Annotated in this window: 13 protein-coding genes and 1 pseudogene; 6 read left to right on the top strand and 8 right to left on the bottom strand. The window is 67.9% G+C overall.

Going from position 1 to position 16143, the window contains the following annotated elements; translation table 11 throughout:
• Nucleotides 1-30: 30 nt before the first annotated feature.
• On the bottom strand, nt 31-984 hold the full coding sequence (locus tag NR792_RS20450) for a hypothetical protein (protein WP_375754343.1): 954 nt from the start codon (nt 982-984) through the stop codon (nt 31-33).
• Nucleotides 985-1232: 248 nt separating this feature from the next.
• Here NR792_RS20450 and NR792_RS20445 point away from each other — a divergent pair, with 248 nt between their 5' ends.
• Nucleotides 1233-4196, top strand: coding sequence for a DNRLRE domain-containing protein (locus NR792_RS20445; RefSeq protein WP_375754342.1), 2964 nt, complete (start codon nt 1233-1235; stop codon nt 4194-4196).
• Nucleotides 4197-4340: 144 nt separating this feature from the next.
• Here NR792_RS20445 and NR792_RS20440 read toward each other — a convergent pair.
• The 3 genes and pseudogenes from NR792_RS20440 to NR792_RS20430 all read right to left on the bottom strand — a co-directional run.
• Nucleotides 4341-4484 (bottom strand): annotated as a pseudogene (locus NR792_RS20440) (IS4 family transposase); the annotation flags it as partial.
• Between the two features lie 51 nt (nt 4485-4535).
• On the bottom strand, nt 4536-5105 hold the full coding sequence (locus NR792_RS20435) for a hypothetical protein (RefSeq protein ID WP_375754341.1): 570 nt from the start codon (nt 5103-5105) through the stop codon (nt 4536-4538).
• A 19-nt stretch (nt 5106-5124) separates the two neighbouring features.
• Complete coding sequence (locus tag NR792_RS20430) at nt 5125-6408, bottom strand: AHH domain-containing protein (protein ID WP_375754340.1); 1284 nt, start codon at nt 6406-6408, stop codon at nt 5125-5127.
• A gap of 612 nt (nt 6409-7020) precedes the next feature.
• Here NR792_RS20430 and NR792_RS20425 point away from each other — a divergent pair.
• Both NR792_RS20425 and NR792_RS20420 read left to right on the top strand, forming a co-directional pair.
• A complete protein-coding gene (locus tag NR792_RS20425) occupies nt 7021-7386 on the top strand; it encodes an ArsR/SmtB family transcription factor (protein ID WP_375754339.1) in 366 nt (121 codons plus the stop codon).
• Nucleotides 7387-7396: 10 nt separating this feature from the next.
• A complete protein-coding gene (locus NR792_RS20420; RefSeq protein WP_375754338.1) occupies nt 7397-7870 on the top strand; it encodes an SRPBCC family protein in 474 nt (157 codons plus the stop codon).
• 172 nt (nt 7871-8042) lie between these two features.
• Here NR792_RS20420 and NR792_RS20415 read toward each other — a convergent pair whose 3' ends face one another.
• Entirely contained in the window at nt 8043-8669 is a 627-nt protein-coding gene (locus tag NR792_RS20415; RefSeq protein ID WP_375754337.1) for a TetR/AcrR family transcriptional regulator, read from the bottom strand.
• Nucleotides 8670-8939: 270 nt separating this feature from the next.
• Between NR792_RS20415 and NR792_RS20410 the strand changes: the two genes are divergently transcribed.
• Nucleotides 8940-9431 carry a hypothetical protein gene (locus NR792_RS20410; RefSeq protein ID WP_375754336.1) on the top strand — a complete coding sequence of 164 codons (492 nt, stop codon included), beginning with the start codon at nt 8940-8942 and terminating at the stop codon, nt 9429-9431.
• A 568-nt stretch (nt 9432-9999) separates the two neighbouring features.
• Here the strand turns inward: NR792_RS20410 and NR792_RS20405 are convergent.
• Both NR792_RS20405 and NR792_RS20400 read right to left on the bottom strand, forming a co-directional pair.
• On the bottom strand, nt 10000-11628 hold the full coding sequence (locus tag NR792_RS20405; protein ID WP_375754335.1) for a hypothetical protein: 1629 nt from the start codon (nt 11626-11628) through the stop codon (nt 10000-10002).
• A 30-nt stretch (nt 11629-11658) separates the two neighbouring features.
• A complete protein-coding gene (locus tag NR792_RS20400; RefSeq protein ID WP_375754334.1) occupies nt 11659-12432 on the bottom strand; it encodes a hypothetical protein in 774 nt (257 codons plus the stop codon).
• An 881-nt stretch (nt 12433-13313) separates the two neighbouring features.
• On the opposite strand from NR792_RS20400, the gene NR792_RS20395 reads away from it, so the two are divergent.
• Both NR792_RS20395 and NR792_RS20390 read left to right on the top strand, forming a co-directional pair.
• Entirely contained in the window at nt 13314-14030 is a 717-nt protein-coding gene (locus NR792_RS20395) for a glycoside hydrolase family 15 protein (RefSeq protein WP_375754333.1), read from the top strand.
• Between the two features lie 42 nt (nt 14031-14072).
• A complete protein-coding gene (locus NR792_RS20390; protein ID WP_375754332.1) occupies nt 14073-14477 on the top strand; it encodes a glycoside hydrolase family 15 protein in 405 nt (134 codons plus the stop codon).
• A 28-nt stretch (nt 14478-14505) separates the two neighbouring features.
• Here NR792_RS20390 and NR792_RS20385 read toward each other — a convergent pair whose 3' ends face one another.
• Complete coding sequence (locus NR792_RS20385) at nt 14506-16134, bottom strand: hypothetical protein (protein WP_375754331.1); 1629 nt, start codon at nt 16132-16134, stop codon at nt 14506-14508.
• Between the last annotated feature and the right edge of the window lie 9 nt (nt 16135-16143).

Below are 16143 nucleotides of genomic sequence, written 5' to 3'. Positions count from 1 at the left end.
CCTACCCCAGGGAGGCCCGGCCGCGGGTGCCTAGAACCAGTGGTCCTGCCAGAGCGTCACGACCTTGTGGGACTGGGGAAAGAGGATGACGAAGAGGCGGAAGATGCCGCCGCCGTAGCCGCTCTCGTACGTGGCGACCCGCACGTCCTCCGTCCCGTTCCCGTAGGTGGAGAGCAGCGCCGGGTGCAGCCGCTGGTAGGCGATCTCCATGCGCGGCTCCAGGTCCGCGTACGGAATGACGCCGGTGGGGGAGAGCCAGTAGTCCGCGAGGAGCTGCTGCACCTGGGCGGTGCGCGTGGCCATGGCGAGCGTGGGCTCGCCCGCGTAGCTCCACGGGAAGGCGTAGACGTGCAGCTCGCCGTCACAGCCGCCATCGCAGCCCCAGTAGGCCTCGCGCTCCAGCGCGTGGATGTCGGGCGGAAGCGCTTCCTCTCCCAGGTGGAGCGTGTAGCTGGCCGGCGCCGCCGCGGGGTCCCCCAGCTCCAGGCGGAACCGTTTGCCCGCGCCGGTGCCCGTGCTCACCACCGCCAGGTATTCGCCGCCCTGGGCGAGCGTGAGTGCGGCGATCTTGCTGAGCTGTCCATATCCGGAGTCATCGTCCTGGGCGACGGGGGTGGCGCCGTAGCTGCCGCTCGCGTCCTTGGGGCCGTACACGAAGAGGCCCGTGTCCAGGTACATGGAGCTGCCCAGGTGCGTGACCTCCAGCCGCAGCGTCTTGCCGGCGGGGGCCTGGAAGCTGAAGGAGAACGCCTGGGGATTGGTGGTGAACTGGGCTTGCACCGCACCGGGCAGGGACACCGGGCCCAGGTACGCGGTGCTGTCCACGATGTTTCCGCTGGCCGGTGGTGCCGGCGGGGACAGCACGGACTGGACGTGCTCGCCCGCTTCCTCGGCGGCAGGCGTCTCGGGCCCCGGGCTTCCACCGCAGGCGGTGACACAGAACAGCAACACCGTGAGACAGGATTTCAGCAGGGTCAAACGCATCAAGGCTCCTTCGCGGGTCCAGGCAGGATGAAGCCTGGATTCTCGGAAGGAGGCTGTCTAGCGCACGAAGCCCGCCACGGGATTCTCAAGCACCTTGCTCACGACGTTCATCGTCCTTGCCCTCCCACCAGGAGCGGCCACGGCCCCAATGTCTGGCTCACCTGTTGCTCATGTCCTCCCCTCGTGGTCCCAGAGGGAGAGTCAGCGTGAGACGGATGACAGTCGCAGGGATGTTGTGGGGAATGGGAATGGCGCTCGCGACCCTGAGTGGGTGCGGCACGCCACTGACAGCGGAAGAAGATTCACGTGAGCCAGGGGCGGAGACCGTCAGCACGGAGCGCGCGGCGCTCACGACGCGGACGGTCGTCCTGACGCCCACGGAGGACGCGCATGTGGAGGCCGCGTCCCCGAACACGAGCTTCGGCGCTTCCTCCACCTTGAAGGTCTCGCGAACCCCCGAGGCGCTGACGTACCTGCGCTTCTCCGGGGCCGAGCTCCCCGTTGCCGGGACGGTGACGTCCGCGAGGCTGCGCCTGTTCGCGATGAACAACGCGGCCCAGGGCGTCGCCGTGCACGACTCGCCGGGCGTGCACATCTGGGACGAAAGCGTGACGTGGAACACCCGGCCGTACTGGAGCGACTCCTGGCTCACTTCGAGCGAGGGGCCCGTGAGGAGCGGGACCTGGGTGGAACTCGACGTGTCGGGCATGTACATCCCCAGCCGCTACTACAGCGTCGACTTCCTCCTCTCGGCGAAGGGCACGGACAGCCTCACGTTCGGGTCGAGCGAGTCCTTCGAGTACAAGCCGCAGCTCGTCCTCACAGTGGAGTCCGCCGCGGACAACCCGCCGCCGCCGCCCGCGCCGCTCACGCTCTCCGGCGCGCCGGTCTCCTTCAGCGCGAGCGGCGACACGTTCGTTGACGCGGAGAGCCCGGGCACGGCCCAGGGCGGCGCCACGACGTTCAAGGTGGACAGCGCCCCCATGCAGGAGGCCTACCTGCGCTTCCCGGTGCAGGGGCTGACGGAGGCCGTGCAGCGCGCGGTGCTGCGCCTGTACGTGAGCTCGGGGTCGGATGACGGCCCGGCCGTGTACGCGCTGACGGGGCTGCCGTGGAGCGAGGCCAGCGTCACGTGGAGCTCGCGGCCGGCCCGCACGGGCAGCCCGGTGGAGGACGCGCAGGGGCTCGCGACGGGGAGCTGGGTGGACTACGACGTGACGGACCTGGTGCGTGGCAACGGGGACGTGACGTTCGGGCTGTACCCGACCTCCAGCGACGGCGTGACGTTCTACTCGCGGGAGAGCGCGGATGCGTCGCTGCGTCCCCGGCTGCTCGTCTGGACGGGCGCGGCGAAGACGGCCCCGGCGGACGCGTGCCTGACCCGCACGGAGTACGTCGAGGTCCCCGTCAGCGCGCTGCACGACACCTACGCCGCGGCGGATGCGCCGGACCAGAAGTTCCAGCACCACGCCTCGCTGCGGGTGGACGGGGATCCCCGCGCGGAGGCCTTCCTCCGCTTTGATGTCCAGCTGCGGCCGGAGCGCGTCCAGCGGGTGGCGCTGCGCCTGTATGCCATTGATGGCACGGGCAACGGGCCCCGGCTCTACCGGGCGTCGACGTTCGACGGGGCGACGACGGACTGGAACCACCGCCCGGCGCCAGTGGGCGAGCCGCTGGTGGACCTGGGGGCCGTCGCGCGGGATGCGTGGGTGGAACTGGACGTGACGAACACCGTCACGGCCTCGGGGACGTACGCGTTCGCGCTGCTGCCGGACAGCACCAACAGCGTGGGCTTCGTCTCCACGGACGCGGAAGCGCGCCACATCATCGGGGGCGCGCCCCGGCTGGTCGTCACGTATGAGAGCAGTCCGTTCTGCTCGTACCGGGGCACGAAGCCGTCGGGGACCACGGCCTGGGTGCGTCAGGACGGAGGCGCGCGGGCGGAGGCCCCTCGGCACGTGGCGCCCGCGCCGGATGGCGGGTTCGCGGTCGTCACCCGGCTCTACGGCACGGGGACACCGGCCGTCCCGTCGGGCCACACCGTCACCCTGCACCGGGCGGATGGCGCCGTCGCGTGGACGCGCTCCTTCCCGCAGGCGGGAGTGCTGTTGGAGAAGGTGGTGGTGACCACGGTGGGCAACGTGCTGGTCGCGGGCAGCTACAACGGGGCACCGGACCTGGGCAAGGGGCCGCTGCCCCAGGGCTCCGGCATGGTGGTGATGAAGCTCACGCCTGACGGCACGGTGGACTGGACGCGCGGCTTCCGGGCCTGGTTCGGTGACCCGAGCGATCCGGAGAATTACTACGACAACCCGATGGAGGTGCTCGACCTGGCCACGGATGCGCACGGCAGCGCGGTGGTCGTCGGCACGTTCTGGGGCTACACGGACTTCGGCAATGGGCCGCTGTATTCGGGCAAGGCGTTCCCGTACGACGACACGTACCCGAACTCCTACGTTCTGAAGCTCCAGTGGGACGGCGCGCACCTCTGGTCGCGCGCGCTGGTCGGGACGTCCCTGGTGGGCACGCGAGCCAACAGCGTCGCCGTGGACGCCAGCGAGGGAGTCCTCGTGGGCGGCCACGCGGGCAGCAACACCGACTTCGGTGGCGGCACCGTCGCGGAGCGCGGAGGCTTCGTCGCCCGGTATGGAGTGGGGGGCGACTTCGGCTGGGCGCGGGTGATGAGCGTGCGGTACGGCGAGGTGACCTCCGTGGGCGTGCTGCCCGACCAGCGCATCGCCTTCACCGGGAACTTCAACGGGTACCTGTCGTTCGCAGGTCAGCAGTACGTCAGCCGCGAGCCGGAGGAATACGAAGGGACCCGGGATGCATTCGTGGGCGTGCTCACCGCGGCGGGTGGGGACGTGGGCTTACGGCAGTTCGCGCACTCCGGGTTCACGGACATGGTGGTGGACGGGGCCGGGAACATCGTGACGACCCAGTCCGGCGCGGGGAACCTCGTCGGGCTGGGCGACGTCGGTTGGCGGCAGGGCGAACTGCCCCGGCCCACGCTGGCGGCCTTCGGTCCCGGGCTGGAGTCCCGGTGGGTCCGCGTGCTGGGGCTCACGTCCGTGTATGGGCTCCACCTCGCGTCCTCCCCGGACGGCGTCGTGGTGGCGGGCAACCTGAAGGAGGCGCTCGAGATGGACGGCACCTGGTACACGCCGCAGTCCCGGCGCTCCGACGTGCTGCTGTTCAAGCTCCGCAAGTAGGCCGCCGTTCCTCGGGGCTCCCGCATCCAAGCGGGGGCCCCGGGGCCGTGCCGTGCCCTGCTCGGGCGCTGCTGGAGATCCTCGACCAACATGGCGATGACGCTGGCGCTGGAGCGTTTGTCACGAGCGGAGGGTGGCCTGAGGCATCCCCTCATCTGAATTAGATAAGCCCGAAGGCTTCGCGGTGTTCACCTTCAAGTGCTTGTCGTAGCCGAGTGCCTCGCCCGCGGCGCCCAGCAGCGTCAGCAGCACCTGCGCCAGCGCGGAGATGAGCAGCAGCCGGTCTCTGGCCTCTTCAACCCGGCAGGTGGCCGACCTTCTTCCCTGCCGAAATAGGCTCTAAACCTCTTCAAACTTCGTTCCCGTGGCGCCCATGCGCTCAAGTGCGTCGCGGATTTCCTCTCGGACGATCAACGCGATGGGCCAGCCCCAGGTGCGGAACACCTTCGCGTCACCTACCAGCGAAGCGTCAATCCGCATTCCCCAAACATCGCGGTACTCTCCAACCTTCTCCGGGCGCCCGTCCTCCGGCGTCCACATCAGGATCTCCTCGGTGGCCTTGTCGTCAATGCAGCGAATCAGCTTGGTTGCCACGAGAATGCAGAACTGCTCAGACTGGCCCGCGACCTCTACGGGAAAGAGCTGCACGTCATCGGGAGCAAGGTCCGCGAAGACGGATGCCACCTTGGCGTGGACTACCGGTGTTGAGCGGGCTGCTAGCGAGAAGTCGAGCGCTGTTCCGGGAAGATACATCGGGAGCATCAAGCGGCCCGGAGCGTCAATAGGAGTCCCGTCAGTGAACACCCATGGTTCACTCAACGCTCTGCCTTCAAGGTCAGCAGGGACGCCGAGCAGCCACCGGCCTGGAATGCTCATGTCGTCGCTCAGGTCGAAGTAACGCTTGGGCATGCGGACCATTGTGTCGCCCCTATGCTCCCGTCACCAGTCTGTTGAGGATGGTGCCGGGAGCGGCAATGTCCTGCGCCAACTTGTCGAGTTCCGCTGTCAGCACTTCGCGGCACTGCTCCATCGTGCGGCAGTTTCGCGTTGCTGCGTCCAGGCGCCGGAAGATGCGTTGATGGTACGCCAGTGGGTGGGGCCCCTTGTGACCTTTGACGCGGACGATGTTGGCTGGGTCGTCCAGCGACATGCCCGCCCTGTCGAAGATCTCCTGAAACCGGGGTGACCACGGGCCTTCATTGTTCGTGGCTTTCCACCACTTGTTCGTGGCGATGTGGTGGTCGTGGCCCTCCGCATCCACCGGGGCGGCAGCAGTGCCCCCCATGGCCCGTGCCGTCATGGCCACCGCATTGGGGGCGAGTGCCACCGTGACGGCCTCGCCCGTCACCGCCACCGCTCCCACTTCGCCCACGGCGGCAAGGCGGATACCCGCGCGGCCCCCAGCCACCGCCGCCGCCTGGGCGGAACCGGGCAGTGTTGGCACCTTCGAGGCGAAACCCGCGGCCGTGTTGCCGATGGCCACCGTCGCCAGCAGCGCGAAGGCTCGCGCCGCGTTCCGACCCATCACCTTGCCGTAGCCCTCACCCACATCGCGGAGCTCCTCAAACGTGGTGGCCCGGTCCGCCTCTTCCACCAGCCGTTTGAAGCCCGCGATCAGCGTCCAGAAGGTGTCCACCCCGAGATAGACAATGGCTGTCGCCGTCATCGCGGCAGCCAGGCCCTTGGACGCAGGCTCGGGCACCGACCAGAGGACCAGATAGAAGGTCATGGTCCAGAGCGCCGCCGAGAGCGCCGCGTGCGGGTCGGCCATGCCTTTGAAGGCATCCAGCATTTCTTCCAGGACAACCCCTTGAGCCATGGCCATGGCCAGCGCATAGCGCCCGTCTCCAGTGACGGTGGGACTCTCCGCCAGCAAACGCAGACAGTCGCCCTTGCGCCCGGTGCGCTCGCACCAACGCAGATATGCCCGCGTCAGCTCCACCTCCGCTGGCGGCATGTCGGAGGCCAGTGCAGCCCCCTCCATTGGTGTCATTCGCCGGGTGCGCGGATCAAAGAGGTACGTGCCGCCCCGGGCGTCCACCCCCATCAGGCGCCGCGCGGCCTGCTGGGGATTGGCCGGGAGCCTCACGCCCCGCGCCAGCCTCGCCACGGCCGCTTTGAACTCACGCCGCTCCAGCTCCACCGGTCCGGCTTCGCCGCTGTGAGGTGTGAAGACAACCGGCGGCCCCTGGCCCGTTTCCAAGCGCACCACGCGCCCAGAGGCACAGCCTGTCAGCCAAACCAGCAGGAGTAGCGCGACGGAGCGGTGTCCCCTCATCAAGCCCCCCAGCGGGAAAGAGCTTCATCCTCCAGGGCGAGGCAGGGCCACGACCAGAACCCAGCGGATCGGGCCGCCCCGAGCGCCACCTCAGAACGAGGCATCTGCGAGGTGCACAGCGGCGGTCGTCATCATCCAGCCGGCAAAGCCGCAGGATGAGATCGTTCTCGAGCACTCGAAGCGTGACCCTCCAGCGATGCACGTCGAAGCGTGTCCATGTGCGATCGAACGCGACTATCGTCCTGCGACAAGTGAACGGGGCCGGGCTGCTCAAGCAGGACGTTCGTCCTGGATGTGTTCACCTGCGTGAGGTGTGGAGACCGGCTTGAGGGTGTTGGCGGGCCGTGAAGGGAGCACGAGGGGTGCGCGCGATTGTGAAGCACCTGGGCCTGGCCACTGCAGGTGCGAGGCTGGCCCCGGCGCGAGGGCCACCCCAGGCAGCGGGGTGTTGAGGCGTTCAAGGCAAGCCACAGGCCCAGCTCAGGCCCTTGCGGCGCCCTGACCACCCTTGCGTGCCAGCTATCCGCCTGCTAGACACTGAACCATATGGTTCAGTGTGTAGATGCCGGCCTCGATGCTTCGTTCGCCGCGCTCTCCGACGCCACTCGACGCGGTGTTCTGGAGCAGCTCGGGCGTGCGGAGGCCTCGATCACGGACCTCGCCGAGAAGTTCAACATGACCCTCACGGGCATGAAGAAGCACGTCGGTGTCCTGGAGCGGGCCGGGCTCGTGATCACGGAGAAGGTCGGGCGCGTGCGGACCTGCAAGATCGGCCCGCGCCGACTGGAGGAAGAGATGGCATGGCTCGAGAGGTACCGCCAGCGCTGGGACGCCCGCTTCGACGAGTTGGACAAGGTTGTCGAGGAATTGAAACGGAAGGAACAGGCCGATGGACGCAAGAAGAGAGAGTGAGCCCACACCCATGAAGAACCGCACGACCGTGGAACGGAAGTCCGAGCGTGAGACCGTCGTCACGCGAACCTTTGATGCTCCGGCACGCATCGTGTTCGAGGCGTGGACACAGCCTGAGCTGTTCAAGAAGTGGTGGGTGCCGAAGTCGATGGGAATGACCCTGGTTTCCTGCGAGATGGATGTTCGTACCGGGGGCAAGTACCGTCTGGTGTTCGGCCAGGGGATGGCGTTCTTCGGTACGTACACCGAAGTGACACCGCACTCGCGCCTCGTCTGGACCAATGAGGAAGGTGGTGACAATGCGTCCGTCACCACGGTGACCTTCGAGGAAAAAGAGGGCAAGACGCTGCTGGTCGTGAGCGAGCTCTACCCCTCGAAGGAAGCTCTCGACGCTGCCGGCGGGGCGGCGGAGGCGCTGGTCGAGACGTTCCAGCAACTGGACGAGCTGCTCGTCACCCTGGGCGCGAGCGCAGGACGGGCATGAAGTCCGCGTTCCCGGGCAACTGAGCCAACGCTCAGCTCGCGGAGGGCATCGCGGACCGGCCGGGCGAGTCGCGGCCCCCCGGCTCCCACATGCCCTTCGCGCGGAGTCGGGTAGACGGTTCCACCGCTTCCGGCGGAGCCCACCGGCAACGGGTCTGACGGTGACGGAGGAATTACAGCCCTTCCCCCAGCACCCCGGTGACCTCGTAGGCAAGACGCTCCGCCTGCTCGGGGGTGATGTCACCGAGCAGTCCCTCGACGATCATGCGGGCCAGCCCGAAGGTGAGTGCCTGGGCCGCGAGGGCGCCCGACGTGCGGCGCACGAGCGTGGGCGTTGCTTCTCCGCCCCGCCGTCTCCCGAGGATCACGTCCATTGCCTCGATGTTCATCGCTGACATCCGCTGCAGGACGGGGGATGCGGCGATCACCTCGGCCCGGCTGAGCACGGCGAAGTAGGCGGGCTCCTCTACCGCGAACCGGACGTAGGCCACCCCGCGCGCGCGGTGGGCCTCGGTCGGATCCTCGTGGGCGTGGGCCGCTGCCTCCATCCGCGCCTGCACCCGCTGTGCGGCGTCTTCCGCGAGCGCGACCAGCAGGGCCTGCCGGTTGGGAAAGTGCCGGAAGGGAGCCGCCACGGAGACCCCCGTGCGGCGCGCGAGCTCGTTCATCTTCACGGCGTCCACGCCGCGCGCGGCGATCGTCTCCAGTGCCGCCTGCAGGAGCGCTGTCCGTAGCTGTCCGTGATGGTAGGCGTCGTCCGCCTTGCGCTCCGGTTCCGTCTTGCTGCTCCTGCGCGCCACCGCCGACCTCCTTCTTGCTTGCTCACCCAGTGGAGCAGATGTTATCGATGTGAGTGTGACTAACATGGATCGTCGTGCCCTGGAGCGGAAGCGGTGTGCTGTCCGCTCCTTTTCATCCCCGGATGTTAGTCGTATTTACATTTCATGCCGGCAATGCCGCTCGCGCCGGAAGAGGAGGCAGTCATGAGGTCAGCGTGGGTGTGGCTTTTCCTGTGCGTCAGCGTTGCCGGGTCCACGCGTGTCAGGGCGGAGGAGGGAAGAAGTGGGCTCGTGCTCGGAGCGGCGTTCGGAGTCTCCTCCATCCGGACCGCGGTGGGCGCGGTGCCAGCCCGGATGGAGCTCTCCGCGTCGTTTCCGAACCTGAAGATTGGCGCCATGCTCCGGCACGACACCGCGCTGGTCCTGCACCTTCCCGGCAGCATCTACCGATACACGGGGGCCGGCAGGGAGCGGGACCGGGGCTTCGAAGGCGCCATTCCCTCCCTCCAGTTCTGGCTGATGGACCGGTGGTGGGTGATGGGCGGCGTCGGACTGACGCTCGATGCGCCCGCCTTCTACGATGTGAAGAGCAAGGACGAGGGGAAGTTCCACCTGGGCCCGTCCGTGACGCTCGGGACCGGCTTCGAGGTCTTCAGAGCGGGGCGCTTCGTCGTGGACGTCCAGGGCCGAGGCCACTACGGCACCGCGAGTGTCCCGGAGGGGACACGCAAGGGCCTGGCCTTCAATCTGCTGGCGGGCATCAACTGGTATCAGGGGCGGTGACGGTCACTCGTGGAGGCTGGGACGAGGATGGGAAAGGACTGGCCCCCCTGCTGAGCGGACGCAGTGGGGTTGAGGCGGGCGCCAGGAGGGCGGGTGAGACGCCGCGCGCGAGAACGTGCGTTTGAGGAGGCCGGCCCAATCGAGCCCAGGGGCACGCTGACGCTTTTCGTGGGAGGTCCCCGCCGATAGTGCCTCCTGCTCGCCAGGGACCGCTGCGGCGGGGATCATCTGCGCGATCGCCAAGCCCCTGCCGCGCACCTCATGGGCGGGCCGCCTGGGCCGGCGTGTAACCCATGGGGCTCAAGCGGTTTTTCCACCCGCTTGGCTCACTGCTCCGGCGGCCCCCCGCCAGCGGCACTGCTCGGCTCCTCCGCTCCAGCCCTCACTCTCCACATGGCCAATATCCCGCCTACATGCCTCGCCGCGAGTCCACGGTGCCCCGGGGGCTTGCGGCCGGATGAAGGACATTCGGAGCCGTGTCCCGGACGGCCCGGCCCGCCTGCGAATCAGACAGGGGCCGGGCCATTCGTTCTTCGCGGCAGACCCGCGAAGCGCCATCCCTGGGAGGCTACGGGAGGACGGGCCCCCGCAGGCGCCCACCGCCAGTGTCATACAAACCGTCAGAGACGTTCACGGTGAAGCCATTCCGCTTGATGGCCGCACCCGCGGCACCGCCCGAGGAAGGAAACACACAGGCCGAGGGTGGCTGACCGGGCTGACCATAGCCCCCACCATCGCCGCCTACCATGGTGAACGACCCTGGCCCCATCCCGCCGTTGCCGCCCTGGTCGCCCGTCTTGCCTCCCTCGCCACCCGTGGTGCTTCCCGGGCGTCCCGCGACACCCGAGCGGGCGCCATTGTCCTGGCCACAGAAAGCCAGCTCCTCCGCGGGGCTGAGACTGGACGCCCCTGCGCCTCCAGCACCGCCAGCAAACCCTGCGCCCCCGCCTCCACCGGCGTTGACATTGCAGCCCGAACCGCCACCGCCGCCACCGCCTCCGCCCCAGATGTTGCCCCTATTGTTGAGAGTGGTGGGAACCGTGAGCACGATGGCGGCTCCTCCAGCCTGGCCATCACGGCTGCAGGTTCGCGGCTGGCCTCCTCCGCCACCATTGCCTCCCGAACCACCAGCGCCACCTGCACCTATGATGTTGGCGTAGTTGTTGATTCGTACCATGGAGCCGGCAGCGAGCGCCCCGGTGGTCAGCGCGGGCCGGAGCGGGGAGGCCGAGCCCACAGTGGCATTCACGTCCACGGTGAGGCTCACCACCCCGGAAGGCTGCCCGGCGGCGACGGCGACATCGAAGTTCGGCGTCTCGCGGACGACCACCATGTTCAGCCGCGCCTTCGACAGCGGAATGGAACCGGTGAAAGCTTGATACCCTGTCATATGCGTCAAGAGCGATACTTCACCAAACTTCGACATGAAGTATTCCTCGATCTGGGTGGTCGTATTGCAGCTGTTGGACCAGGTGTTGATGCGCAGGCCAGTGCTGCAGATGATCTGGCTACTCGCATAGGCCTGCTCGACTGTCACCGGTTCCGCCGGCAACAACGTCACCCTGCTGGCATCAATGCCTTGTACGGACGAGCCACTCAAGTAGGAACGGACCTGGACGCTGCTTACGTTTCCAACGTAAGGGCCCGTCAATGTCACAGCGGTCGGATGATATGAGACGATACCAACCTGGATGTTGGGCAGGTTCTGGTCGATCACCAGGGTGAAGATTCCACCCTCGTAATTGCTGAACAGGACGATGTTTCCTGCCGTCAGGCTGACGGTGAATGGGGTGCTGATGCTGGCGCTGGCCGTGCTGCCTTCCGGCATGTAGCGCAGTTCGTAGGTCCCGCTCTGGGCGGGTGCGGAGAACGTCAGCAGTCCGGAGGCTCCGGAGGAGACGTACTTCCGGGATAGCCAGGCGCCACCGGAGTCTCCCACCTTGAAGAGCCCCACCCAGTCTCCCGTGGAGTGGGTGGCCGGCGCGGACCACGCGACGTTGACTGCCGCCCCGGCCTTGTAGGTGCTGGCATCCACCGCGAGGAAATAGGTTCCGGCGGCTGGCTGCGCTTCCTGGGGAGCCTCCTGCTGTGGCTGGGGGACCGGCTGCTCCGCGCCACTGTCGCCTTGTGCGCTACAGGCCCACGTGAGTCCCGCGACAACGAGGATTGACTTGCGAAATCCTTGCATGGTGCTCATGGAATTCTCCTGGGTGAGAGTCGGGTCCCACTACTCACTGTAGACAGCGAAATTAGCGCTGCAGGCCGTGTTTCCAGCACACCCTGCGCGCACCTGGTAATTGCCAGCTGCGGGAGCCGTGTAGATCAGCTCCGAGGCGGAGCCGCATCCTGCGGCGTCATCATTGCTGGCCACTTCGAAGTAGACGCCCGCGACCTGCTGGAAGAGCCGCAGGTAGGTATTGCCATTGCCTACGGAAGCCCCTAGGGCATTGCTCTCACAGGTGCTCACGCGGATGGTTTCACCTCCGTCAAAGTAATATTGCTTGTTGAAAGTGTTCTGACGGGCTGAGTTCGTAATGCTCGCGCTGTAGGGCGTCACGCCCTTGCGCCGGGAAACCGCGACCGTGCCGCTGCATGCGGTGTTGGCGGAGCAGCCTGCCCAGACCGTATAGGTCCCCGAGGAGGGGGCGGTGTACGAGATGCGCGACGGCACGAGGCATCCGCTCCCGGGGGAGAAGACCCCCCAGGACGTCACGGATGCTCCTGACGGCTCCTGGAGTCGGAGGATGTTTCCGCCCAAGGGGTCGGGAGTCGCCTCCGTGAGGCCACAGGTGCCGATCATGACCGTCTCATTCGCGGACAGGAAGAGCGGGAACAGGGCGGAGTTTTCGTTGGTCGCGCTCGCCGTGGCGGTCGCCGAGTATCGAAACAACTCCAGCTTTTGCCCAAGGGTCGCCAGGGCCGGATCTCCATCCACTCCCGCACCGCCACAGCCGACCGCCAGGACAGCGCCCACAGGCCCCATCAACAAACGAACATCCATGCTACCTCCATGGCCATGCATGGCCTGGTTGAGTGCGATTGAGCAGATCTGTACTGCTCAATCAATTCCCGGCCACATATCTGAAATTCGTGAATTTCTGTAAAGATGAATTTTGTCTGACCCGGGTGGTCAATGACTGCCGTGTCTGCGCTCAGAGGGAAGCGGCAAGGTTTGAGCAGGATTGGACCCGGGTGGGGCGAAATGGAACTCCTCCGAAAGGCTGGCTCCCGGGATGGCTCCTGACGCCTTCTCCCGCGCGAATGGCTCTCTGCCCCTTGCCCCCGCACCTCGATGCCCTCCGCCGCATGCGCCCGGGCGCGGACATGAAGCGAGGCTCCGCGGAGGCCCTGGGGCTCCTGGGCTGGGCGCTGTCGCTCGGCGGCCGTGTTGCTCCTGAGACCAGGGATCGAAAGTGGCCCTTCGTACTCCGCCGATACCGCCATCCCATTGCTGATTGCGCAGGAGGCCCGCGCAGACCTGCTTATGCGTACCTCCTGGCGAAGCGTGGCGTCCTTGCGCGCTTGGGCCGACCCAAGGCCACGTGGGCTGACGTCCGTGGGCGATGACCGCAGTGTGGGTTTTTGTGGGGTGTGTCCGCTGGAGATGAAGAGCTGCTGCTTCGACAGCCGCATGTCCGGCCGTAGTTCGATGCCCTGCAGGTCCTTCACTTGGAGCACGTCCTCGCTTGAGCGTCTCGCTGTCGCGCACCACGCCAATGGGGATCGGTCAGGCCCTCCGTTGCTTCCAGGAAGGGTCTACGGGGCGGGACGGAGGGGGCGGGGAGGGGGCCCCTGCGTGGGTGGGGTGCCGGGTGCGGCCGCCGCGGGGGTCGCTACTTTGAGGGCGGGAGGTCGCGCTCCTGCCCTGCGACACGCCTGCTCATGGACCTCTACAGCGCCGCCAGGCGGATGGCCCGCCCCTTCCGTTTCACCAACCCGGCGTCCTACCGGGAGGTCCCCCTGGCGGGCCGCGGGGTGATTGGCGATGGAAGCTCCTGCGCGCTCGTCCGGCCGGACGGCGTCATCGACTGGCTCTGCTTCCCCCGCTTCGGCAGCCCGAGCGTCTTCGCGGGCATCCTCGATGACGAGAAGGGTGGCATCACGGGCATCACCCCGTCGTGTGGCCCTTCGAGAGCCTGCAGCGCTACGACCCGGACACCAACGTCCTGGAGACGCTGTTCCGCTTCGAGCGCAAGGGGGCCATCCGCATCATCGACTACATGCCGTGGACCAACGACCCGCGCTCCACTGTCCACGCGCGACACCGCGGGCGCGCTGCTCGACGCGGCGTACCTCTACGAGCGCTCCGGCGGGCGGCTGCCGCTGCGCACCTGGAGGCTGCTGCGTTCGGTCATCCAGACCACCGCCCGCCGCTGGAGCGAGCCCGACCACGGCATCTGGGAGCCGCGCCGGGAGATGCGGCACAACGTCCACTCGAAGCTCATGGGGTGGCTGGCCCTGCGCCGGGGACAGCACCTGGCACGGCTCTTCGGGGAGACGGCGCTGGAGCAGTCCAGCGCCGCCCTGGCGGACGTCATCCGGGCGGACATCCCGCAGAACGGCGTGGACCCGGCGCGCAAGCACTTCGTCGGAGTCTAAGGAGGCAACGAGCCGGACGCCGCGCTGCTGCTGCTGCCCATCGTGGGCTGCTTCCGGGGGACGGAGCCGTTCATCCTGCGGACGCTCGAGTGGCTGCGCGCGGAGCTGGGCGCGGGCCCGTTCTTGCGCCGGTACCGGATGGATGACGGGGTAGGGGGGCCGGAGGGAGGCTTCATCCTCTGTGGCTTCTGGCTGGCGCTGGCCAATCGCATCCAGGAGGCCGAGGACGTCTTCGTCGCGCACGCGGAGGCGTCGAACCACCTGGGACTGCTGGCGGAGGAGATCCACCCGCTGACGCGCGAGCAGCTGGGGAACTTCCCACAGGCCTTCAGCTACCTCGGCCTCATCAGCGCCGCCGCGCGCATTGACCGCGTGCTCCGGCTCCGGGACGAAGGACAGTCAGAGCCCCCGCACCTGCTGGAGCCCGAGCCGCCAGCCATTGAGTGACGCTGTTCTTCACGGGGCGTGGTGTGCCTCAGGGGGCCAGGGCCTCGAAGCGACAGGCCATGTCGCCCAGCACCGTCCCCGGCGACGTGATGGAGTCCGTCCGGAACTCGAGCGCGTAGGTGTCGCTCTGGGGCGCGGTGTAGACGGCCTGCCAGCGCACGTCGTCCCGCTCCTCCAGGGTGGACGCCTGGCGCGCCCCCTTCGCGTCCAGGAAGCCCACCGACGGCCGGTGCTTCGCGCCCGACACCTTCCAGGGACAGTCGAGCTGGTAGCGCCGTCCGGCGATGGCCTGGAACGTGTAGACGTCATGGTCGATGACGTTGGCGATCCGGAAGGACAGCGTCTGGGGACCGTCCGGAATGGGCGTCGCCGTGTCCAGGGTGTCCCCGTGGTCGTCCAGGCCCTGGTCTTCCACCTGGAGCGTGTAGTTCCCCGTCACGTACTTCGCGTTGAGCGCGGGCGCGCCCGTCATCTGCACGAAGTGCGTCGCCTGGGACGCCTTGAAGGACGTCGAGGTGGGGATGCCCGCGGAAGCGGGATGGGTGCCGAACGGGCCCCCCGGCGCCGCATCCTGGATCGAGCCCTGGCTCTGCCCCGTGAGGGTGAAGGACACCTGGTAGTGGTGCCCGGGCTGGACGGACAGGGCGAAGACGTCGCGGTCTCCGGGCGCTTGGACCTTCCCCTGCACGGACGCGGTGCCCGCCGGCACCGGGGTGGCCGCTTCCGGGGTGTCCCCGTGGTCGTCCGGCCCCAGGTCGTTCAGGACGCAGGTGTAGGGGCGGGACGGATCATCGAAGGAGTTGCCCTGGATGGAGGCAACGTAGGTGCCTCCCAGGGATTTGATGCGGGCCTCGCCTTCGGTCTCCCGGTCGTTGGGGTCATACGCGCTGCCCTGGGTCTTCTGCTGGCTGTCGAGGATCCGCAACTCCCAGGACGGGTTCGGGAAGGCGCAGCCGAGCGCGTAGACGTGGTCCACGGTGGTCTCGAACGACAGCAGGTCCCGCTCGCGCCAGTGCTCGGTGTAGCCCGTGAAGGGCTTCTCCGACGGCGTCCAGGGTGTCGCCCGGAGGAACAGGTCCCCGTGGTCGTCCGGCCCGCGGTCCACCAGGCGGAACTGGAACGGCACGCGAGGCTGGCTGGTGTTCGGGAGCAGATAGAACGTGTGCACGGCGCCGTGCTTCAGCCCGGACCAGTGCCGCGGGCTGGGGGGAAAGCTGGTGTCGTCGCTGTACTGGTCGGCGGAGTCGAGCCGCGTGCCGGCGGCATCCCGCAGGACCACCGAGTACCCCAGGCTCCCCGGCTCCACCGTGAGGTCGTAGTGCCGGCATCCCTGGGCGACGAAGGCGAAGTGCAGCGGAACGCCCCCTCCGGGTGGCCAGGTGAGGGTGTGCACTTCGTCCGAGGGCGTCAGCAGCGTGGCGCCATCCGGCACGCCCGCGTCCCCGACCGGCCCGTCGTCCGCGCAGGCGACGCTCCCCGCGTCCGGCTCCGGCTCACTCCCCGCATCCGGACCGGCGTCCACGCCCGCATCCGCCCCCGCGTCCGTGCCGGCGTCGAGCACGAGCGGCGGAGGCTCCGGCGTGGAATCACAGCCCGCACCGAGGACGAGCCCGGCGGACAGGAGGAAGACAGACAGCCACTGCTGCTTCACGTTCATGACAGGGGT

This window comes from Corallococcus exercitus, assembly GCF_042231735.1.
Taxonomy (GTDB): domain Bacteria; phylum Myxococcota; class Myxococcia; order Myxococcales; family Myxococcaceae; genus Corallococcus; species Corallococcus exercitus_B.
This window is presented reverse-complemented; position numbering and strand designations above follow the sequence as displayed.